The 20,420-nt window shown below is 72.0% G+C and carries 17 protein-coding genes; 7 read left to right on the top strand and 10 right to left on the bottom strand.

Annotated elements, in window-relative coordinates:
• Window positions 1-15: 15 nt before the first annotated feature.
• Together ACFYR0_RS24920 and ACFYR0_RS24915 are read right to left on the bottom strand one after the other, a co-directional pair.
• Window positions 16-504, bottom strand: coding sequence for an ATP-binding protein (locus tag ACFYR0_RS24920; protein WP_389332068.1), 489 nt, complete (start codon window positions 502-504; stop codon window positions 16-18).
• A 47-nt stretch (window positions 505-551) separates the two neighbouring features.
• Window positions 552-1,421, bottom strand: coding sequence for a SigB/SigF/SigG family RNA polymerase sigma factor (locus tag ACFYR0_RS24915; protein ID WP_389332065.1), 870 nt, complete (start codon window positions 1,419-1,421; stop codon window positions 552-554).
• A gap of 141 nt (window positions 1,422-1,562) precedes the next feature.
• Between ACFYR0_RS24915 and ACFYR0_RS24910 the strand changes: the two genes are divergently transcribed.
• Window positions 1,563-2,045 (top strand): hypothetical protein, encoded by a 483-nt coding sequence (locus ACFYR0_RS24910; RefSeq protein ID WP_389332062.1) that lies wholly within the window; start codon window positions 1,563-1,565, stop codon window positions 2,043-2,045.
• A gap of 79 nt (window positions 2,046-2,124) precedes the next feature.
• Window positions 2,125-3,327 (top strand): phosphatidylserine/phosphatidylglycerophosphate/cardiolipin synthase family protein, encoded by a 1,203-nt coding sequence (locus ACFYR0_RS24905; protein WP_389332270.1) that lies wholly within the window; start codon window positions 2,125-2,127, stop codon window positions 3,325-3,327.
• Window positions 3,328-3,483: 156 nt separating this feature from the next.
• Here ACFYR0_RS24905 and ACFYR0_RS24900 read toward each other — a convergent pair whose 3' ends face one another.
• Complete coding sequence (locus ACFYR0_RS24900) at window positions 3,484-6,564, bottom strand: glycosyl hydrolase (protein ID WP_389332059.1); 3,081 nt, start codon at window positions 6,562-6,564, stop codon at window positions 3,484-3,486.
• Between the two features lie 284 nt (window positions 6,565-6,848).
• Between ACFYR0_RS24900 and ACFYR0_RS24895 the strand changes: the two genes are divergently transcribed.
• Both ACFYR0_RS24895 and ACFYR0_RS24890 read left to right on the top strand, forming a co-directional pair.
• Window positions 6,849-7,874 (top strand): LacI family DNA-binding transcriptional regulator, encoded by a 1,026-nt coding sequence (locus ACFYR0_RS24895; RefSeq protein WP_389332056.1) that lies wholly within the window; start codon window positions 6,849-6,851, stop codon window positions 7,872-7,874.
• A gap of 316 nt (window positions 7,875-8,190) precedes the next feature.
• A complete protein-coding gene (locus ACFYR0_RS24890; RefSeq protein WP_389332053.1) occupies window positions 8,191-9,858 on the top strand; it encodes an ABC-F family ATP-binding cassette domain-containing protein in 1,668 nt (555 codons plus the stop codon).
• Window positions 9,859-9,924: 66 nt separating this feature from the next.
• Here the strand turns inward: ACFYR0_RS24890 and ACFYR0_RS24885 are convergent, their stop codons facing one another.
• The 4 genes from ACFYR0_RS24885 to ACFYR0_RS24870 all read right to left on the bottom strand — a co-directional run bounded on the left by ACFYR0_RS24885 (window position 9,925) and on the right by ACFYR0_RS24870 (window position 14,009).
• Window positions 9,925-11,430, bottom strand: a complete 1,506-nt coding sequence (locus tag ACFYR0_RS24885; RefSeq protein WP_389332050.1) for a VCBS repeat-containing protein — start codon at window positions 11,428-11,430, stop codon at window positions 9,925-9,927.
• Between the two features lie 243 nt (window positions 11,431-11,673).
• Window positions 11,674-13,362, bottom strand: a complete 1,689-nt coding sequence (locus ACFYR0_RS24880; protein ID WP_389332047.1) for a DEAD/DEAH box helicase — start codon at window positions 13,360-13,362, stop codon at window positions 11,674-11,676.
• 87 nt (window positions 13,363-13,449) lie between these two features.
• Entirely contained in the window at window positions 13,450-13,653 is a 204-nt protein-coding gene (locus ACFYR0_RS24875) for a cold-shock protein (protein WP_389332044.1), read from the bottom strand.
• A 128-nt stretch (window positions 13,654-13,781) separates the two neighbouring features.
• Window positions 13,782-14,009, bottom strand: a complete 228-nt coding sequence (locus ACFYR0_RS24870) for a hypothetical protein (protein WP_389332041.1) — start codon at window positions 14,007-14,009, stop codon at window positions 13,782-13,784.
• A 452-nt stretch (window positions 14,010-14,461) separates the two neighbouring features.
• Here ACFYR0_RS24870 and ACFYR0_RS24865 point away from each other — a divergent pair, with 452 nt between their 5' ends.
• The 3 genes from ACFYR0_RS24865 (at window position 14,462) to ACFYR0_RS24855 (ending at window position 16,280) form a co-directional block, all read left to right on the top strand.
• Entirely contained in the window at window positions 14,462-14,821 is a 360-nt protein-coding gene (locus tag ACFYR0_RS24865; RefSeq protein ID WP_389332038.1) for a signal peptidase I, read from the top strand.
• A gap of 476 nt (window positions 14,822-15,297) precedes the next feature.
• Window positions 15,298-15,825: a peptidylprolyl isomerase gene (locus ACFYR0_RS24860; protein WP_389332035.1), complete on the top strand. Its 528-nt coding sequence runs from the start codon at window positions 15,298-15,300 to the stop codon at window positions 15,823-15,825.
• A gap of 272 nt (window positions 15,826-16,097) precedes the next feature.
• The gene (locus ACFYR0_RS24855) at window positions 16,098-16,280 is read left to right on the top strand and encodes a hypothetical protein (protein ID WP_389332032.1); all 183 of its coding nucleotides are present in this window, start codon (window positions 16,098-16,100) and stop codon (window positions 16,278-16,280) included.
• Window positions 16,281-16,352: 72 nt separating this feature from the next.
• Here the strand turns inward: ACFYR0_RS24855 and ACFYR0_RS24850 are convergent, their stop codons facing one another.
• The 3 genes from ACFYR0_RS24850 to ACFYR0_RS24840 all read right to left on the bottom strand — a co-directional run bounded on the left by ACFYR0_RS24850 (window position 16,353) and on the right by ACFYR0_RS24840 (window position 20,408).
• Window positions 16,353-17,777, bottom strand: a complete 1,425-nt coding sequence (locus ACFYR0_RS24850; protein WP_389332029.1) for a cellulose binding domain-containing protein — start codon at window positions 17,775-17,777, stop codon at window positions 16,353-16,355.
• 71 nt (window positions 17,778-17,848) lie between these two features.
• Window positions 17,849-19,414, bottom strand: a complete 1,566-nt coding sequence (locus ACFYR0_RS24845) for a beta-N-acetylhexosaminidase (protein WP_389332026.1) — start codon at window positions 19,412-19,414, stop codon at window positions 17,849-17,851.
• A 109-nt stretch (window positions 19,415-19,523) separates the two neighbouring features.
• Window positions 19,524-20,408, bottom strand: a complete 885-nt coding sequence (locus ACFYR0_RS24840; RefSeq protein WP_389332267.1) for a carbohydrate ABC transporter permease — start codon at window positions 20,406-20,408, stop codon at window positions 19,524-19,526.
• Window positions 20,409-20,420 lie beyond the last annotated feature (12 nt).

Raw genomic sequence — 20,420 nt, 5'->3', positions numbered from 1 at the left:
TGCCACGAGGGGTCCCTACGTCTGCGTGCGGCGTGTCCCCATGGCGACCTCGATGATCTTGCCGTTCGCCGTGGCGGTCACGGTGACGCGCCGGCAGAGCCGCTGGACGAGCGGCCAGCCGAAGCCGCCCGGGGCGGCGGGGTCGGTGCGCGTCACCGTACGGGGCAGCCGGGGTGAGGCGTCACCCACCCGGAGCGTGAGGCTGTCGCCGTCGAGGAGGACACCGAAGGCGGTGACGCCGCCGCCGTGCCGCAGGGCGTTCGTGACCAGTTCGGTGACGACGAGCAGGACGTCGTCGACGGTCCCGCGGGCCGCGGCCGGGCCCGCGGGAGCGGCCAGGGCGTCCCGGACCCGGGAACGGGCCTCGGCGGGGTGGCGGGCAATCCTAGCCGCTGCGGGGCGAGTTCGGCGGCCGGGGCGTCCGCGGCATCCGTCGTCCGGTCGTCCCCGCCGTCGCGGTGCCGCCCGCCGGGGGCCGGTGTCGCGCGGGTCATCGGCGGGCACGCTCGGTGTCATGGGCGGCTCGGACCGGGACAGGCCGCCGGGCCGGTTCAGGCAAGCATGCTCTCCCTCAGTCCGCGCAGCGCCCGCGCCAGCAGACGGGAGACGTGCATCTGGGAACAGCCGACCTCGGCCCCGATCTCCGCCTGGGACAGCTCGCGTCCGAAGCGCAGGGCGATGATCTTCCGGTCGCGGTCGTCGAGCTGCTTCAGGAGGGGAGCGAGGGTGTGCAGGTTCTCGACCATCTCCAGGGCCGGGTCCTCCTCCCCGAGCAGATCCGCGTACGTCGTCGAACTGTCCGGGTCCGCCCCGTCCGTGGGCACGTCCAGGGAGTTGGCGGTGTAGCAGTTGCCGGCCACCAGCCCTTCGAGGACCTCCTCCTCGTCGATGCCGAGGTGTCCGGCGAGTTCCGCGACGGTCGCCTCGCGGCCGAGGCGGGTGGACAGGTGCTCACGCGCCTTGGCCAGTCGCAGGCGCAACTCCTGCAGACGCCTGGGGACATGGACGGCCCAGGTCGAGTCCCGGAAGAAGCGCTTGATCTCCCCGATGACGTACGGGACGGCGAAACTCGAGAACTCCACCTCGCGGGAGAGCTCGAACCGGTCGATCGCCTTGATCAGTCCGATGGTGCCGACCTGGACGATGTCCTCCATGTCACCGCTGTTGCGGAAGCCCTTCGCCGCGTAGCGGACCAGGGAGAGGTTCATCTCGATGAGCGTGTTGCGCGCGTACTGGTGTTCGTGCGTACCCTCCTCGAGCTCGGCCAGCCGCCGCAGGAACAGCTTGGTCAGCTCGCGGGCGTCGCGCGGGGCCACCGCCGACGCGTCCTCGATCCGCGGCAGTTCCGCCGTGTCCTCCGGTGCGGCCCTGCGCCCGGATACCGCCGCTGCCGTGGTGTCTGTCGCCGACGTCGCCGTCATCGTCGCTGTATCTCCCTGTCACTCGCGTCGCGTTCAAGCTCCCGAGCAGGCGTCTTCCCCCAACCGGCCGGACGATGCACGGCAGTTTCCGGCCAGGGCGAGGCGGGTTTACGCCCGCGTCGACGGGCAAAGCGAAGCGCCATGGCTGAACACAACGCTGAGACGAACGGAAAGTCCCCGACGAGGCGGAGCACCGCGTCCAAGGCGCGGGGAACGGCGAGCGAGGCGTCCACGGCCGCGGGAGGCGCCGCGCGGAAGACCTCCGCACCCGTGGGCCGCGCGGCGAAGCAGGCCGCGGCGACCGCGGACGACACCGTGCGGAGCGAGGAGCTCGGCACGAAGCGCGTGGCCGGGGTCGCGAACACGGCGGCGCGAACGGCGACCCGGGGTGTCGAGTCGGGCCGTCAGGCCCTGGCCACGGCATCGGGCCAGTGCGCGGTCGTCGCCAGGACGGCCTGGACACTGGTCGCCCACCACAAACTGATCACCGTCGGCGTCGGAGCGGGTGCCGCGGCGCTCAGCGGGGCGTCCTATGTACTGGGCCGCCGCGCCGGGAGGCAGGCGCAGCATCCCGTCCTGCGCCTGACCCGCCACCGGATATGGCCCGCCCTCGGGAAGCGCTGACCGGCGGATCGCCGACGGCGGTCGGAGAGACGGGGCCTTGCGGCAACACCCAGTGACAGACGGGAGAATCGACGTGATCGTGGACGGCGGGGCGACTGCCCCGGCGCGGGGCGCCGCGGACGACGCGCAGACGCGGGTACGGACCCTGCGGCGCCGCCTGGAACGGCTGATCGGCATCGCGGCCACCGAGGGAAACGCGCTGCTGCCGCTGCGCAACGGCGACGAGATCTTCCCGGCGATGCTGGACGCGATCCGCTCGGCCGAGCACACGGTCGACATGATGACCTTCGTCTACTGGCGCGGCCGGATCGCCCGCGAGTTCGCCGGCGCCCTCGCCGAGCGGGCCCGCGCGGGGGTACGGGTGCGCCTGCTGCTCGACGGGTTCGGCGCCAAGGAGATCGAAGGGGAACTCCTCGGCCTCATGGAGTCGGCGGGCGTCCAGGTGGCCTGGTTCCGCAAGCCCGTCTGGCTGTCACCGTTCAAGCAGAACCACCGGTGCCACCGCAAGGCCCTCGTCGTCGACGAGCACACCGCGTTCACCGGCGGGGTCGGCATCGCCCAGGAGTGGTGCGGCGACGCCCGGGGCCCGGGGGAGTGGCGCGACACCCACGTCCAGGTGCGCGGGCCCGCCGTGGACGGCATCGCCGCGGCGTTCGCGCAGAACTGGGCCGAGTGCCACGACGAACTCTTCGACGGGCGGGACCGTTTCGCGCCCCATGCGCAGGACGGCTCGTCGGTCGTCCAGGTCGTGCGCGGCTCCGCCAGCATCGGCTGGCAGGACATGCAGACCCTGATCCGGGTCATGCTCACCTCGGCCGAGGAACGCTTCCGCCTCGCCACCGCCTACTTCGCCCCCGACGACTACTTCGTCGACCTCCTGTGCCGGACCGCCCGCCGGGGCGTGTGCGTGGAGATCCTGCTGCCGGGACCGTACACCGACCAGCGCGCCTGTCAGCTCGCCGGCCAGCACCACTACGAGCGGCTGCTGGGGGCGGGTGTGGAGATCTTCCAGTACCAGCCGACCATGATGCACGCCAAGGTCATCACGGTGGACTCGGTCGCCTCCCTGATCGGGTCGACCAACTTCAACCGCCGCTCCATGGACCACGACGAGGAGGTCATGCTCGCCGTGCTGGACCCGGCGTTCACCGCCGCCCTCGACCAGGACTTCACCGCGGACCTGCGGCTCAGTGAGGCCATCGACCTCACCCGCTGGAGACGGCGGGCGCTGCTCCAGCGCGCCAAGGAGGCGGCTGTCGCCCCGATCCGGCACTTCCTGTGAGGGCCGTGCTTCAGAGGGACGCCGCGCATTCGAGGGGCCGGGGCGTGGCCGCCCCGGCCCGGAAGAGTGGGGCCTCCGGTGCCGGGGCTGCCTGTGCCGTGCTTCAGATCACCGTTTCCGGTGACGGACCGATCAGGTGAAGGATCACGCGAAGGATCAGGTGAAGGGGATCGTCAGGACGGAGCCCGAGCCGACCTGGAGGGTCGACGGGCCGTTGCCCAGCGCGCTCCAGACCTCCACGCGGACCGTGCCCCCGTTCAGATCGCCCAGGGTTCCCGAGGCGGAGTGCAGCCCCTGCCGCGCCGCCGAGTACTCCTCCCACCCGGGGACCGGGTCGGTGGCGAAGTAGCGGAAGGTCTCGACACGGTCGAAGGTGCCGTCACCGGTCAGGTCGTACGACACCCTCGCCTGCTGGGCGTGGGCGACGGAGGTCCCGGCGTCCACCTTGAACGTGAAGCCCGTGGCCGCCCCCGCCTTCAGGGAACCGCGGACGTTGCGGACCTCGTACACCAGCGGGTTGCGCGGTGTGCCGTCGTTGTTCGTGCCACCGGCGGACGGGATCGTGGCGCTGGAGGGCGTAGCCGCCGAGGTGGCGAGCGCGCCGCCCGGCTGCGGGTAGAAGGTGTCGCCCGTGACGTACGGCGGGGGAGTGTCGCCGCTGGTCCTGGCGCTCACCGTGCCGCTGGCCGGCCCCACCTGGTCGGCGGTGTCGCGGGCCCGCACGCTGTAGGTGTACGTGGTGCCGGCGGTCAGACCGGTGTCGGTGTAGGCGGTCTGGGTGACCGTGGCGACCTTCGCGCCGTTCCGGTAGACGTCGTAGTTCTTGACGCCCTTGTCGTCCTGGGCGGCCGACCAGTTCAGCGTGACGGAGGCGGCGGTGATGCCGCTCGCGACCGGGGTGCCGGGCGCGGTGGGCGGCTCGTCGCCCGGGGGAACGCCGGTGCCGCCGCAGAGCGTCGGGAGCACGGAGTCGTTGCCCGGCCCGGACGCGGTGGACTTCGCCGGCACGTTGAGCACGGCACCGTCGGAGAACCGGACCGAGCAGCTCTGGGAGCCGTAGTTGTGCGCGGCGTAGGTCCGGGTGCCGTTCTTGGCGAAGGCCACGGCGGACGGCATGTTGGCCGTGACCGTCATGTCCGGCGCCCCGACGGCGTTCATCGTGGCGACCCAGTGGTACGTGTGGGCCTTGCTCTCGCCCTCCTCGGGGACGTAGCCGCCGTTCACCTGGTTCCACGCCGCCATCGCGTCGGCCGGGTCGGTGAGCGCGCGGACCTGCCAGAAGATGTCCCGCCACTCGACGGCCGGACCGCCGTTCTCCCGCTCCATCTCGGCGATGCTGCGCCGGAGCATGGCCTTCTCCCGGGCCAGGTGCAGCGAACCCCCCGTCACCGGGAGGAAGTTGATGCCGTGGATCTCCTCGGGGTTGGCCGTCCACCAGGTGGCGTAGCTGCCGCCGCTGCTCCAGACCATGCCCACCACGTCGTGGGTGAAGTTCTCGGGGTAGACCTGCTGGTCCGCGTCGAACCAGTACTGGGCGATCGACTCCGACTCGGTCATCAGCATGTAGACGCCCTGGTCGCGCAGCGCCTTGTCACCCGTGGCCGAGCCCCACATGATCAGACCGGCACTGAGGTTGACCGACTCCGAGGACGACTCCTGGTTGTTGCCGGCGGCGAACGCCTGGTGTCCGGCGGCCCAGCTGTGTCCGGCGTAGACGTCGAAGCCGCGCAGGAAGGGGTACTTGCTCTCGCCCCGGGCCGGGTTGGCGGCGTCCTTGATCAACTCCTTGACCATGCCGCCCCATTCGCTGTCGGCGGCCCACTGCGGGTCGTACTGCGCCACGACGGCGGCCGCCATCACGTAGTACGAGTAGTGGAAGTGGTGGTCGTTGAGCTCCATGTCGCTGCCGTACGAGGCCGGGTAGCCGATGAGGGTGCGCCAGTTGCGGTCGTAGGAGAACTCCGAGGCGCCGCCCGCGGTGAACCACTCCTGCATCCGTGCCTTGATCAGGGCGAGGAGCCGGTCGCGCTGGGCCGTCTCGCCGATCTGCTCGGCGATGGGCACCAGTTGGGCGAGCCTGCCGAGCGCCTTGCCCGTCCAGTAGGTGTCGGTGGCGCCGCTGAACGGGTCGCTGGCGGAAAGGACTTCGTCGATGAAGGCCTTCAGCTTCGCCTTGTCGACGCCCGCCGCGCGGGGCAGCCCCGGCAGCACGCCGTTGACGTTCTGGACGGTGGTGAACGAGGTGCCCTCGCGGACCTTCATCTGCCCGCGGGGGGAGACGTAGGTGTAGCCGGTGAGGGCGTCACCGGTGTGCAGCCACTGGTGCCGGTACAGGGCCTGGAACGTCCCCCGCTCGGTGCCCTCCTTCGCCTCGGTGGTCAGCGAGTAGGTCGCCTTGACCTTGCCCTCGCCCTCCAGGTACTGCCAGTCGACCTTGGAACCGGTGACGAAGCTGAAAGCGTACTTCCTGTAGTCCGCCAGGGCGTTGGTGCCGGGCAGCACGGCCAGGGAGAAGTAGTTCCTCGAGCCGAGGTCGGCCCGGATGTCGTTGCCGGACACCGTCCAGTCGGTGCCGCTGGGGGCGAACAGCGCGTAGTGGTGGCCGGAGATCGTGACGCCGAGGACGTTGCCCTGGTCGGCGAAGACCGTCGGCGGCGACGCCGCGTTGATCCGGGCGGCGCCGCCGGAGCCCTGGGCGTAGACGTATGGCATACCGTGGCCGATGGTCGTCCGCAGCGTACGGGTCCCGTCGCTCCAGTACGGCGTGACGGTCCAGTCGCTCCAGTCGTCCGCCTTGGCGTCGGGGGAGTTGAGCCCCGCGAGCCCCAGGGTCAGGTCGGCCTTGTGCGGGAACTCGTACTGGCGGCCCTCCCCGACGATCTGGTGTGTGGTCGGGTAGCCGACCTCCAGGCCGCCGGACACCGCCTTGTAGGTGAGCGGATGGCCGTACATGTTCTCCGACCAGGGATTCGCCGCGTACCGCTGGAAGGCCAGCGAGGTCCACCAGTCGTTGGTCGGGACCGGCCGGTCCGCCGCGGCGGCGGTGACCTTCGGCAGCACCGCCTGGCCGCTGCTGTTGGAGGGCCCTTGGGCTCCCGCCGGACGGGTGTCCGTGTGGCTGCCCTTGCCGACCGGGACGGTGGCCGCGGAGGCGACGCCGGATCCGACGGTCGCCGTGAGGGCGGCGGCGGCCAGTGCGGTCACGGACAGCACGGCCAGATGTCTGCGTAGTTTCATGCACACCTCATGTGAGAGCGCTCTCAAGACGGCGCAAACGTAAAGGCGTCACAATGAACGGTCAATAGTTGAAACAAAGGATGTATAAGCTCGTCGTGCGGCGGCCCTCGGTCTCCGGCATCCGATCCGTCCCGGTTCGCGCGTCCGGCCGCGCCCCGCCCCGAAGCCTGGCTTGTGAGCGCTCTCAGGCGGATGGGCACCGTCTATGCTGGCTGCGCCGGACCGGCGGCCTGGTGGGCCGGGCCGGCGGCACAGCGGAAGCCAGGACGAGACTGGGAGCCAACTTGCCCGAGCAGACCACGACGTCCCGTCCCACTCTGGAAGCCGTCGCGGAACGTGCCGGCGTATCGCGGGCGACGGTCTCGCGGGTCGTCAACGGCGGCGCGGGTGTGCGCAAGCCGTTGGTGGACAAGGTGCTCGAAGCGGTCGCGGACCTGGGCTACGTACCGAACCACGCGGCCCGCTCACTCGTCACCCAGCGTCATGGCGCGGTCGCCGTGATCATCGCCGAACCCGAGTTCCGGGTGTTCTCCGACCCCTTCTTCGAGCAGCAGATCCGGGGCATCAGCCGTGAGCTGACGGCCCACGACATCCAGCTCGTGCTCCTGTGGGTGGAGAGCGCCGACGACCACGAGCGGATCGCGCGCTACCTCGCCGGCGGACATGTCGACGGCGCCCTCGCCTTCTCCCTGCACAGTGACGACCGGCTGCCCGCCCTGATAGCCAGGAGCAGAGTGCCCGCGGTCTTCGGCGGCCGCCCCGGAGTCGGCTCCGACTTGGACATTCCCTTCGTCGACTGCGACAACCGGGGTGGCGCCAGGGAGGCCGTCCGCCATCTCGTCTCCCTGGACCGGCGCGCCATCGCGCACATCGCGGGTCCCCGCGACCAGACCTCCGCGCTCGACCGTCTCGCCGGCTACTACGACGTCCTGGTCGACGCCGACCCGGACCTGCTCCGCCAGGGCGACTTCACCGAGGAGAGCGGTGCCCGCGCCATGGGCGAACTGCTCGACCGGCGCCCGGACGTCGACGGGGTGTTCGTGGCCAACGACCTCATGGCCCTCGGCGCGTTGCGTACGCTGCGTGAGCGCGGGCGGCGGGTCCCGGAGGACGTCGCCGTCGTCGGCTTCGACGGCATGGAGTCCGTCGTCCGCACGAGCGACCCGGCGCTCACCTCGGTGCGCCAGGACATCGAGGGCATGGGGCGGCTGATGGTGAAACTGCTGATGCGGATGCTGGACAAGACCCACGACCCCGTGGCCGCGTCGCTGATCACCCCCACGGAACTGGTCCGCCGCGCCTCGGCGTGAGGCCCCTCGGGCGGGACCGGGTGAACGGCCGGCCCGCTCGCTGCCGCGCCTGACCCGTTCGATGCCGGGCCGAGTGGACCGCTGACCTGCGCTCTGAGGCCGAGGGGCGGCCGGGGGCCGCCTCCCGAAGGCGTCGGCGGTGCCGGCGACGGGCCGAGCCGGTCATGTGTTCAAGCAGTGACGGATTCCGGCTGTGGCGTACCGGTTTCGGTGAATTTCTTGAGAGCGCTCTCAGGAAAAGGTTTAACGATACGAGACGTCTCGTCTTGCAATTCCTCGGATCGCGGCGTACCGTCGACGGAGTTGCAGCGAGACGATGCGTCTCGTGCAAGTCCTGTCGCCGACATTCAGGAGACCGCCCTTGTTCCGTGCCCAACTCACCGAGGTCAGCAAGCGCTACGACGACCAGCACGTGCACCACAGGACCGTGCTCGACCGTGTCTCCCTCACCGTCCGCCCCGGCGAACGCCTCGGCGTCGTCGGCGGCAACGGGTCCGGGAAGTCCACCCTGCTGCGGCTCCTCGCCGGCCTCGAAACCGCCGACAACGGCACCGTCGCCGTCGAGGCCCCCGGCGGCCTCGGCCATCTCGCCCAGACCCTCGACCTGCCTCCGACCGCCACCGTGGGCGAGGCCGTGGACCTGGCGCTCGCCGACACGAGGAAACTGGAACGGGCCATCCGCACGGCCGAGTCGGCCCTCGCCGGGACCGGCGACCTCGCGGGCTACGCGGAGCTGCTCGCCGCCTACGAGGCACGCGGCGGCGCCGAGGCCGACCGGCGCGTCGAGACCACCCTGCGCAGGCTCGGCGAACCCGGCCCGATCGACCGCGACCGCCCCCTGGGGACCCTGTCCGGAGGCCAGCGCTCCCGGCTCGCCCTCGCCGCGGTCCTCGCCGGCGACCCCGAACTGCTGCTCCTCGACGAACCCACCAACGACCTCGACGACGAGGCCGTCGCCTGGCTGGAGAAACGGCTGCGCGCCCACCGGGGCACCGTCGTGACCGCCTCACACGACAGGGTCTTCCTGGAACGGGTCACCACCGCCGTCCTGGAGGTCGACGAGGACCGGCACACCGTGCGCCGGTACGGCAACGGATACTCCGGGTATCTCGTCGGCCGCGCAGCCGAACGGGCCCGACGGCAGCGGGAGTACGAGGAGTGGAAGGCCGAGCTGACCCGGTACGGCGCCCTCGCGGACAGCGTCGTCGACCGCTTCACGGCGATCCCGCGCAAGGCCCCGGCCGCGTTCAGCGGCGCGGGTGCCTTCCGCGCCCGGTCGCGGGCGCACGGGGCGATGAGCCGCATCCGCGCCGCCCGCGAGCGCCTCGCCCGCCTCACCGGGCACCCGGTGCCCGCGCCCCCTGAGCCGCTCCGCTTCAGCGCCGTCCCGGCGGGCCGGGGCGCGTCGGTCCACCTGACCGGGATACGCGTGGACGGCAGGCTCCGCCTGGACGCCCTCCACCTGGACGCGGGCGAACGGCTCCTGGTCACCGGCCCGAACGGCGCCGGCAAGACCACCCTCCTCAACCTCCTGGCGGGCGAACTCGCCCCGGACCAGGGCACGGTGGAGGGGCCCGCCCGGGTCGGGACGCTCCGCCAGGACATGGCCCCGCCCGTCGGCCACCGCACGGTCGCGGAGGCCTTCGGGGAGGGCCGTGAGGACGAACTCCTCGCCCTGGGGCTCTTCACCGCCCGGGACCTGAGGAGCCCGGTCCGGCTCCTGTCGGCGGGCCAGCGCCGGAAGCTGGAGCTGGCCCGGCTGGTGACCACCCCGGCCGATCTGCTGCTCCTGGACGAGCCGACCAACCACTTGGCGCCGGGCCTGGTGGAGGAGGTCGAGGCCGCGCTGGCGGCCTACCGGGGCACGCTCGTGATCGTCAGCCACGACCGACGCCTCAGGCAGAGCTTCGAGGGCCGCCGTCTCGAGCTGACCCCGGTGAAGGACCGGGGACCCCGCCCTCTCGCAGGGGCCGCGCGCCGGTAGGGCATCGCGGTTCAGGAGGACGGCAGGTCGTACGCCGGCCGACCTGCCGGGTACCGCCCGTCCCGCTCACTCGCTCCCGGCCCCGGCGCGGGCGTCGGCGCCGGGGGCGGCGGGAGCCTGGTCGCCGTGGTCGACCTCCGGGTCCCGCATCAGCATCCAGATGGTCCCGTAGCCGCCGAGATGTGTGCTGTCGTGCTGGGTGAGGCCGAACATGTTCGCGGTGAAGGCACGGCTGCCCGTCCCGGTCGGGCGGGAGGCACCGCCGGGCAGCACGAAGACGGCGCCGGTGGCCAGGTTCTCCGTGGGGGAGCCGATGATCAGCTCGGGCCGGCCGTCCTTGTTCAGCTCCGCGACCGCGAGCGTCGCGCCGAAGGAGTCGGATTCCTCGACACTGCTGGGGACGCCCGGGGTGTTCTGGTGGAAGGAGTACGCGCCCGGTCCGAGCGGCCCCGAGCGACGCCCGGGGACGACCGTGACCGCACCCGCCTCATGGACGGTGCCGACGTCCTCGAAGGGCGCGCCGACCACGATGTCCGCGAGGCCGTCCCGATCGAGGTCCGCCACCGTCAGTCCGGCCCCGAAGGTGTCGCCCCCCTCGCTCGTCCCGGGCACCCCCGCGGTGTCCTGGGTGATCTGCTCGGGCACGGCGTCGCGCGCGATACCGCGGGCCGAGCCGCGCCAGACCAGCACGCGCCCGCCGGTCACGCCGTCGACGCCGGGCGTCCGCGGGTCCTCCGGGTCGCCGACGACGAGGTCGGCGTAGCCGTCGCCGTTGACGTCCCCGGTCGCGGCGATCAGCCCGTTGCCCTCCTGGAGCGGTTCGGGCCAGTCCGTGCCGCCCGACGGATTGATCTGCACCCGGCCGCCGGTCAGGGCGTGTGTCCGGTACGTCAGGCTCACCTGGTCCGTGGTTCCGTTCCGGTCGAGGTCGCCGAGCGCCACCGAGTCCAGGGCGCCGGCGTCCGCCGAGTACGTGACCGAGCCGAAGGTGCCGCTGCGGCTGAACGGGCCCTTGAAGGCGGCGGTCCCGCTGAGGCCGCCGATCAGGAGCTGTGTCTTGTCGCCCTCTTCCGCGCTGTGCACCGCGAGATCGACGCCGTGATGCTGCGACCGGCCGGGCGACGGCAGGTTGGTGCCCCTGCCCAGACCGCTCCGGCTGCCCCACAGCACCGTCACCACGCCGCGGTTGTCGTCCCGCGTGACGTCCTCGTAGGGCGCGCTGACGACCAGGTCGGCGTACCCGTCCCGGTTGAGGTCGGCGGTGGCGGTGGCGGAGCCGAAGCGGTCCCAGCCCTCGGATGTGCCCGGCACGCCGGGCGCGTTCTGGGAGATCTTCTGGTACCGGTCCGCCCTGAACCCGGAGCGTGAGCCGTACACCACCACGACGGCCCCCGCGTGCCGCTGTCCGGCGACGTCCGCGCCTGGCGCCGGAAGCACCAGGTCGCGGTAGCCGTCGCCGTTGAAGTCACCGGGTACCGCCCCGTGCACGGCCACCGCGGGGCCGGCCGGGACCAGCGCCGCTCCGATCACTCCGGCGGCCACGAGCGCGGCCGCCGCTCTCCATCTGCCCATCCGCATGTCCCCTTCCCCGAGGCGCGGCCCGGATGCGCGCGCCGACGGCGGGCGGGAGGAGCGAGCTGCCGGGGATCACCGCCCCCGGGTACACCTCGAGTCAACCCGCCTGACATGAAGATGACTTGCTGCCGCACCGAAAGGTTGTCCCGGTGCCACGGGCGGCATCACGCCCCCGGACGGACCCCACCCCGGTGGCCCGGTACAGGCACCGGGGGGTGGGATCGCACCGACGGGGGAGTGCTAGCCAGCGGAGCTGCGGCGGCCGCCCCGGCGGTCGGCACCGCGGCCGCCCGATCCCGCGGCGCCGCCCGTGGCCCCACCGGAGCCGGTTCGTCGGCCGGCGGCGCGTCCGCCGGTGGCGGGGGTGCCACCGGACCTGGCCGCCCCTGACCTGGCCGCCCCTGACCTGGCCGCTCCCGACTTGGGAGCACCGGACTTGGGTGTAGCGGACTTGGCCGTCCCGGCCGCGCCCCTGCGGTCCGCGCCGCGGGTCCCCGTGCCCGTCCCCGCGGTGGCTCCCGTCGGGGTCTTCGCTCCGCCGCCGCTGCGGCGACGGCGGCCGGACCGCCCGCCGGGCTGGGCGCCGCCGCTCCTGCCGTCGGAGCGGGAGGCCGCAGGGGTGGCCGGCTGGGGGATCTCGATGGTGACGGCCACACCCGAGGGCTCACGGGCGCCGGTGATGGTGGCCAGTTCCTCGTCGCTCGACGTGACACGCGCGGTCCGGGGGCGGATGCCCGCGTCCGACATGAGCCGGGTCATGTCCCGCTTCTGTTCGGGCAGGACCAGGGTGACCACACTGCCGGAGCCGCCGGCGCGGGCCGTGCGGCCGCCCCGGTGGAGGTAGTCCTTGTGATCGGTCGGCGGGTCGACGTTCACGACGAGGTCGAGGTCGTCGATGTGTATGCCACGGGCGGCGACGTTCGTCGCCACCAGCGCGGTGACCTGGCCGTTCTTGAACTGCTCCAGGGTGCGGTTGCGCTGGGGCTGGGAACGGCCGCCGTGCAGTGCCGCCGCGCGGACGCCGACGGCCAGCAGCCGCTTGGCGAGCCGGTCGGCGGAGCGCTTGGTGTCGAGGAAGAGGATGACCCGGCCGTCACGGGCCGCGATGCGCGTGGTGACGGCCTTCTTGTCGGTCTCGTCCTGGATGTGGAGCACATGGTGCTCCATGGTGGTCACCGCTCCCGCCGACGGGTCCACGGAGTGCACCACGGGGTCGGTCAGGAACTGCTGCACCAGACGGTCGATGTTGCGGTCCAGCGTGGCCGAGAAGAGCATGCGCTGCCCGTCGGGCCGTACCCGCTGGATCAGCTTGGTGATCTGCGGCAGGAAGCCCATGTCGGTCATCTGGTCGGCTTCGTCCAGCACCGTGATGTGGACCTGGTCGAGGACGCAGTCCCCGCGGTCCACCAGGTCGTTGAGCCTGCCCGGTGTCGCCACCAGGACCTCGGCGCCGCGTCGCAGCGCACCGGCCTGCTTGCTGATGGACAGCCCGCCGACCACGGTGGCGAGCCGCAGGTTCACGGCCGTCGCGTAGGGGGTCAGCGCGTCGGTCACCTGCTGGGCGAGCTCACGCGTGGGAACCAGCACCAGGACGAGGGGTGCCTTGGGCTCGGCACGCTGTCCGGCCGTGCGGGCCAGGAGTGCCAGCCCGAAGGCGAGGGTCTTGCCGGAGCCGGTACGGCCCCGCCCCAGGAGGTCACGGCCGGCCAGGGAGTTGGGCAGCGTGGCGGCCTGGATGGGGAAGGGGGTCGTCACGCCCTGCGCGGTGAGGGTCTTCAGCAGCCCCGCGGGCATCTCCAGACCGGCGAAGTCCTCGACGGCGGGAAGTGCGGGTGTGGTGTTTTCCGGAAGCCGGAAATCCATCGGCGACGACGCGGACGGCCGGGGCGACGAGGGGCGTCGGTTCGGCTTCTGGGGCCTGCGGGACATGCGGTGATCTGCCTTCCTCAAAATGGCACAAACCGGGGTCCGCACCATGACGGTGCGGACCCCGGTGAGCGGATACGCCTCCGGCGATCAGGCGGGGACGATGTTCTCCGCCTGCGGGCCCTTCTGGCCCTGCGTGACGTCGAAGGAAACCCGCTGGCCCTCGTGGAGCTCACGGAAGCCCTGGGCGGCGATGTTCGAGTAGTGCGCGAAGACGTCGGGGCCGCCGCCGTCCTGCGCGATGAAGCCGAAACCCTTTTCGGCGTTGAACCACTTGACGGTTCCCTGTGCCATGACCTGCTCCTTTGGTAGGCAGGGGCCCCATCCGGAGACGCCGGAAAAACAAATAATGCGCCTGAAGGATAAACATTCCCGTCAGGCGCACATAGGTTCATGGGTACCACAACTGCAACACCGAAACATTAGCACAGTTCGGTGTCCGGCGGCGGATCATGTGGCGCCCGCCACGGCTCCTCAGCGGCCTCCCACCTCGCCCTTTCGATGCGCAGACCCGGGCCGGCGAGGCTCTGGAACGTCATCGCGGCGGCGGCCGTGACGGTGATCGCGAAGCCCCCCGGCGCCCCGGGCCGGTCGACCGCCCAGCCCGCGGCGGCGGCGGAGCCGAGCCAGGAGAACGACCGGGTCGGCACGGACCGTGGACGTCCGCCTCGGCGAGCACGGTGAAGAGCACCAGCGGGGGTCGGATCGTCGCCCCGGTCAGCACCACGGCCACTCCGAGCCCGAACGGTGCGCCGACCGTGAGCAGCAGCAGAGTGCCGGACAGCAGCACGCTCGTCGCCACCGCCCACCGCCCACCGCACCCTGGGCGCGGTACGCCACCGGCGCAGCCCGGACAGCCAACGGGCGGGCCACCGCAGTTGGAGAGGAGACGCGGAACTCCCCGCGCGGCAACGATCGGACCCCTGCCGCGTGCGCGGCATCGGCCACGGCGGGTGGAGGTGAGCTGTCGTGCCGCGCCGCGAGCACCGGCCCGCCGGTAACGGTCAGGGCTTCGGCCGACATGCTGCGTGGGGGGCCGGGCCGCCGAAAATCGCCGGTGGGGCCGGGGGCCGGACGTGATCGGCTGCTAGCTTCCGGCGATATGACCGACAGCGTGTATGCGGGCAACGCGGGCAACGACGCGGCCATGGACCGGGGTTGGCTGCTGGGGCACTTCAAGGACGCCTCCGATCCCCGGCACAGCGAGGCCGTCGAGATCAAATGGGGGGTGCACCCGAAGGGCGACGGGCGGGCCCAGTGGGTGACCGGCGAGGAGCGCACCGCCCTGCTGGTCCTCATCAGCGGCCGCTTCCGCGTGGAGCTCCCCGACCGCGGCGTGCTCCTGGCCCGGCAGGGGGACTACGTCCTCTGGGGCCGAGGCGTCGACCACTCCTGGTTCGCGGAGGAGGAGTCCGTCGTACTGACGGTCCGCTGGCCCTCCGTCCCCGGCTACGGCCGCTGAGGCACTGCGCGTGCGTGCGACAGGAGCAGTTGCGGACCCTCGTGCGGGTGACAGCCGTCTTCCGGCCGTCTCCGGGCGGCCGGTCCGGTCGTCATCAGGTCACAGTTCCAACGATCCGACAGGAGAACTCACATGGACGCACTCTCCGGCCTCCTCGCCAGCATCAACGACCTTCTCGGCGGCCTTCTCGGAGGTGGGCTTCCCCTCTGACAGCGGCTGTCCCCGGCGGGTGTGCGAGGGGCCTGGACCCGTCCCAGGTCCAGGCCCCTCGGCGTACGGCCTGTCGCGTGGTGGGCCGGAAGGTGCCCGACCTTCCGGCCGGCGGCGTTCGTGTGTCTGTGTCCGGGCCGCGCGGCCGGCGAGCCGCGGGCGAATGCCGGGCCACCCGTGCGGGTGAGATGCCGTGTCGTCGCCCCGGGGCCCTCCGTCCGGCCGTGAGACTGGCCGCACCAGTCGGACGGAGCGAAGGAAACGTGATGGCGGAAGAGCTGTACGCGACGCTGAAGACCAACCGCGGCGACATCGTGATCCGGCTGCTGCCGGATCACGCCCCGAAGACCGTCAAGAACTTCGTGGAACTCGCCAAGGGCGAGAGGGAGTGGATCGACCCCAACACGGGTCAGCCGAGCACGGCACCGCTGTACGACGGCACGGTGTTCCACCGGGTCATCGAGGGCTTCATGATCCAGGGCGGTGACCCCCTGGGCAACGGCACCGGCGGGCCCGGGTACAAGTTCGCGGACGAGTTCCACCCGGACCTGGCGTTCACCAAGCCCTACCTGTTGGCCATGGCCAACGCCGGACCGGGCACCAACGGCTCCCAGTTCTTCGTCACCGTGGGCCCCACCACCTGGCTCACCGGCAAGCACACCATCTTCGGCGAGGTCACCGACGAGGCCGGCCGGCGCGTCGTCGACGCCATCGCCACCACGGCGACCAACCCGCGCAACGACCGTCCCCTGGAGGACGTGGTCATCGAGAAGGTCGTGATCGAGACGCGCTGACGGGCGACGCCGCAACGAGTTCCGTGCTGTGCGGTGAGTTCAGGCGGGCCGCCGTCAGGTTCTGGCATCGGACGTGGCTCGCCGGGTCCCTCGTCCACCGGGAGCCGCAGGACCGCGCCCCGGGATGCCCTCCTCGTGCTGCTGCACGCTGCGCTTGGGCACGAAAGACCGCGCGGGAAGGCGGAGTTGACGGCGGGCGTAAGGTGAGAGGGAAACGCATCAACGCCTGCCCGGTCGGGCGGGCCGAGCGGGGGAAGAAAGGTGCGTGCCCGATGACGGTCGGGCTCCTCTCCACGATCGCCGCCGTGTTCTACGGCGGCACGGTCTCGGTTCTCGCCCTGACCGCGACCTTCGCCCGGCGTCGCACACTGCGGCGTGAGGCGCGCAGCACCCTTGCCGTGCTGGTGCCGGGGAGGGCGGTGGAGGCGCAGCAGGCGGAACCGTACCGGCAGTAGGTCCCTGAGCGGAGCTGCGGGCGGGGCCGCCGGAGCGGCCCCGCCCGTGCTGTCCGTCACCGCCGAGGCCGGTCAGGACGTCGCCGGGACCTCGTCGACGAACGCGGTGCCGGCCGTGCGGAACGCGTTGATCCTGGCTGTGACCTGGGCCGGGGTGAGCACCTGGTCCTTGACGTGGAGGATGTAGTCGACCTGCTGGTCGTAGGCGCGAGGCGTGGTGGACGTCTGCCCGGCCAGGTCGATCAGCCACTGGTTGAAGTTGATCGACATCGGCCGCTCGGGCAGATAGGCGGCGTCGTGCGTGCCGAAGTGCTGGCCGTCGACGTGGTAGGTGATGGCGTTGTTGTCGATGGTGACGACCAGGTCGTGCCAGCCCGCGAAGCTCCGCCGGCTCTCGCTGTGCTGGTTGACGGCCTGCCAGGGGTCGGGGTTGTAGGTCTCCCAGGAGGTCGTGTAGAGGATGTTGGCGGGCTCGCCCCAGCCTCCGTTGGGCAGGTACTCGAAGTCGTACTCGGCGTAGTCGTCGGCCATCGGGGCCTTGAGGTCGTTGATGGTGAAGAAGGTCTGGACGACGCGGTCGCCGTCGGGGCCGTTCTTCGGGGCGTCGCTGAACCTCACCCGGGCGGCGTAGGTGCCGTTCTTGAACTTCGTTGCCCTGGTGAGGACTTCGGTGTGCCGGGTGGACTCACCGGTGCCCGCCGTGGACGTCTCCATGTTCATCACCGTGTTGCCGCTCTGGTTGACGAAGGTGACCTTGGAGGGGTCCCAGGTCGCGCCGGGCACACCGGGGCCGCCGGAGTTGGAGCGGACGTTCCAGCCGTGGGCGGCGAGCGCGGGGTCCGAGTGCGAGGTGTAGGTGAAGTCGTCGAACAGGGTCTGGCCGCTGCCCGTGGGCGGGTCGGTGGGGTCGGTCGGGGGTTCGTTGCCGGCGGGGGCGGTGCCCCACACCGTCGCACCCGCCAACTGCGCGGTGACCTTGGTCCAGTCGGCGTACGCGGTCTGTGCGGCGCCGAAGGAGTAGTCGTCGCTCTGCTTCAGCGGCTGCCAGGTGGACTGGTAGAAGCGCAGCTGCATGTCGCCGGTGTCGGCGCCGGGGGCGAGGGTGCCGGCCCCGGAGGTGAAGCCGATCTCCAGGTAACGGTCCGCGGTGGCGGTGGGGTTGGCGAGCGTGCCGAACGTACCGGTGATGACCGAGCATCCCCTGACCGCCCAGGAGCAGGCGAAGCGGTACGTGGCGCCGGGGGAGTCGGCCTTGAAGTAGTAGCGGACCTTGACCTGGCTCAGCTGGACGCTGGACGAGCCGGTGTTGCGCACCTTCAGCCAGGGCTCGCTCTGGTCGGCGGTGGCCCCGCTCGCACTCGTGCGGTACTGGACGGCGACCGCGTCCGCCGCGGCCGACGCCGTGGTCATGGGCAGTGCGGCCAGGGCCGTGCTGCCCACGAGGGCGGTGAGGGCGAGGGCCGCGCGGGTGGCGCGGCCGGTGGGTCGGCTGCTCATGGGGCGGGTTCCCTTCGATCGCTCCCGCCTTGTGCGGGAGGGGGTTGGGGTGTGGTGGTGCCGTTGGGGAGTCACACGGGGGCGTGCGTGGGTGTCGCCGGGCGGTGCGGCAGGGTGTCGTGCGGTACTCCCAGCGCGTCCAGACGTGCCTCGTGGCCCGTCAGCCGTGCGCGGAAGTCCGGCCAGTCGCCGCCGCCGTCCCACACCCGCTCGGCCAGGGCGCACAGGCGCGGGTAGGTGAGGTACTCGATGTGCTCCGGGGTGGTGACGAACTCGGTCCACAGCTGGCCCTGGGCGCCCAGAACCCTCTTGGCGAGGGCGGGTTGGGCGGGTGGTGCGGTGAGCTCGACGCCGTACGCGGTCCGCAGGTCGAGGACGTGGCCCGGCTGGGCGAGCGGCTCGTCGGGGCCGGGGGCGCGCGCGTAGTCGAAGTAGGTGGAGCGGTGGTCGGCGTGGATGACGTCGTGGCCCCGGCGCGCCGCGGCCCAGGCGTGTTCGGGTGTGCGCCAGCTCATCACCGTGCACTCCGGGGGAAGCGCGGTGCCGTTCTCGGCCCAGGCGACCGGGCGCCTGCCCGCGCGGACGAGGTGGTCGGCGATCCTGCCCATGAACCAGCCGTGCAGCGCGCGAGGCCCCTCCAGGCCTTCGCGGCTCGCGCGGGCGATCGCCGCCGGGCTCGCCTCCCACTCGTCGGTCGGGCACTCGTCGCCGCCGATGTGCAGGTAGGGGGAGGGGAAGACGTCCATCACCTCGTCGAGGACCGTGCGGAAGAAGTCCAGGACGTGGTCGCCGACGCCGAGGACGGTGGGGCACACACCCCAGTGCGTCCACACGTCGAGCTGCCGCTCGGGGTGGTTGCCCAGTTCGGGGTGGGCGGCGAGGGCGGCGCGGACGTGGCCGGGGACGCCGACCTCCGGCACCACGGTCACCCCGCGCGCCGCCGCGAACGACACCAGACCGGTGAGCTCGGCGCGGGTGTACGCGCCGCCGTGCGGGCGGCTGTCGAAACGCCCGCTGCCGGCCGGACCCACCATGGACCGCTCCCGCAGGCCGCCGATCTCGGTGAGCCGGGGGTACGCCGCGACGGGCATCCGCCAGCCCTGGTCGTCGGTGAGGTGCAGATGCAGCACGTTGAGCTTGTGCAGGGCCATGAGATCGACGAACCGGCGGAGGTAGGACACCGGCTGGAAGTGCCGGGCGACGTCGAGCAGCATGCCGCGCCAGGGATACGCGGGCACGTCGGTGATCTCGACTCCGGGCAGGTCCACGCCGTCCCCGTCCGGCCTCACCGGCGCCTGGTGCGGCAGCAGTTGACGAACCGTCTGCACGCCGCGCAGCAGACCCGTCGGCCGTGCCGCGCGCAGCAGCACGCCGTGGGGGCCGACGGTCAGGCCGTATCCCTCCTCGCCCAGCCCCGTGAGCAGGGGGTCGAGGGCTAGGACGAAGGCCGCGTCGTCGGCGTGCTCCAGGCGGAGCCCGGTGACGGGCGCGAGGTAGGTGCGCAGGAGGTCGGCCGCCGCCTCGGCGCCGGGCGCTACCCGCAGGCGGGTCGTGCGGTCGATGCGGAAGCGGCCGGGGCGCGGCGACAGCCGGCGGGGGCGGGGGACGAGGGCGAGTTCGGGACGCGACAGGTCCACGGTGCGGGTCTCCGATGTTCGGCCGGGCACGGTGTGCGGGACAGATGTGGCGGGTGCACGGGCGGTACGTCACGCGCGGCGGGCTGGAACCCTTGCGCGGTACGGCCGTTCAGCCCTTGACTCCTCCCGCCGCCAGTCCGGAGGTCACATGGCGCTGGAGGACGAGGAAGACGATCAGCACCGGCAGCGCGAAGAGCGTGGAGGCCGCCATCGTGGCCCCCCAGTCGGTGCCGAAGGTCGACTGGAAGGAGGAGAGCCAGACGGGCAGGGTGCGGCTGTCCTGCTGCTTGATGATGAGGAAGTTGGCGTACGTGAACTCGTTCCAGGCGGTGATGAAGCCGAACAGCGAGGTGGCCATGAGGCCGGGCGCGAGCAGCGGCAGGGCGACCCTGCGGAACGCGCCCGTGCGGGTGCAGCCGTCGACCTGTGCCGCCTCTTCGAGCTCGGGCGGGATGCCCGCGATGAAGCCGCGGAGCACCACGAGGGTGAACGGCAACGTGATCATGAAGTAGACCAGGGTGAGGGTGGGCAGCCGGTCGAGCATGTTGGTGTCGCGGGCGATGATGTAGACCGGGATGATCAGTGACTCCCACGGCGCCATCTGGGCGATGAACACGGCCAGCACGAACTGACGCCGGCCGCGCCACCGCATCCGTGCCACCGCGTAGGCCGCGCCCAGCGCGACCACGAGTGCGAGGAGCACGGCGCCGAGCGTGACCAGGAGACTGTTGCGCCAGAAGAGAGCGAAGCCGTCGGCGCCGACCGCGGTGCGGAAGTGGTCCAGGGTCCAACTCCGCGGAATCAGGCGGGGGTCGTACGACTGGATGTCCGGGGACGGCTTGAAGGCGGTCGAGATCATCCAGTACACGGGGAAGAGGCAGAGGGCCACGGTCAGGGCGGCGGCCGCGTACAGAGGCAGCCGGCGCAGCGCTCGCCGGGGGGCGGGTCGCGGTACGGGTGCGGGGGCGGGCGGGTTGGCGGGCCGGTGCGTCACGGGGCCGGGCGT

Origin of the sequence: Streptomyces sp. NPDC005017 (assembly GCF_042873115.1) — a bacterium.
Taxonomy (GTDB): Bacteria; Actinomycetota; Actinomycetes; order Streptomycetales; family Streptomycetaceae; genus Streptomyces.
Note: the sequence above shows the minus strand (reverse complement) of the source record. Positions and strands in the feature narration are given on the sequence as shown.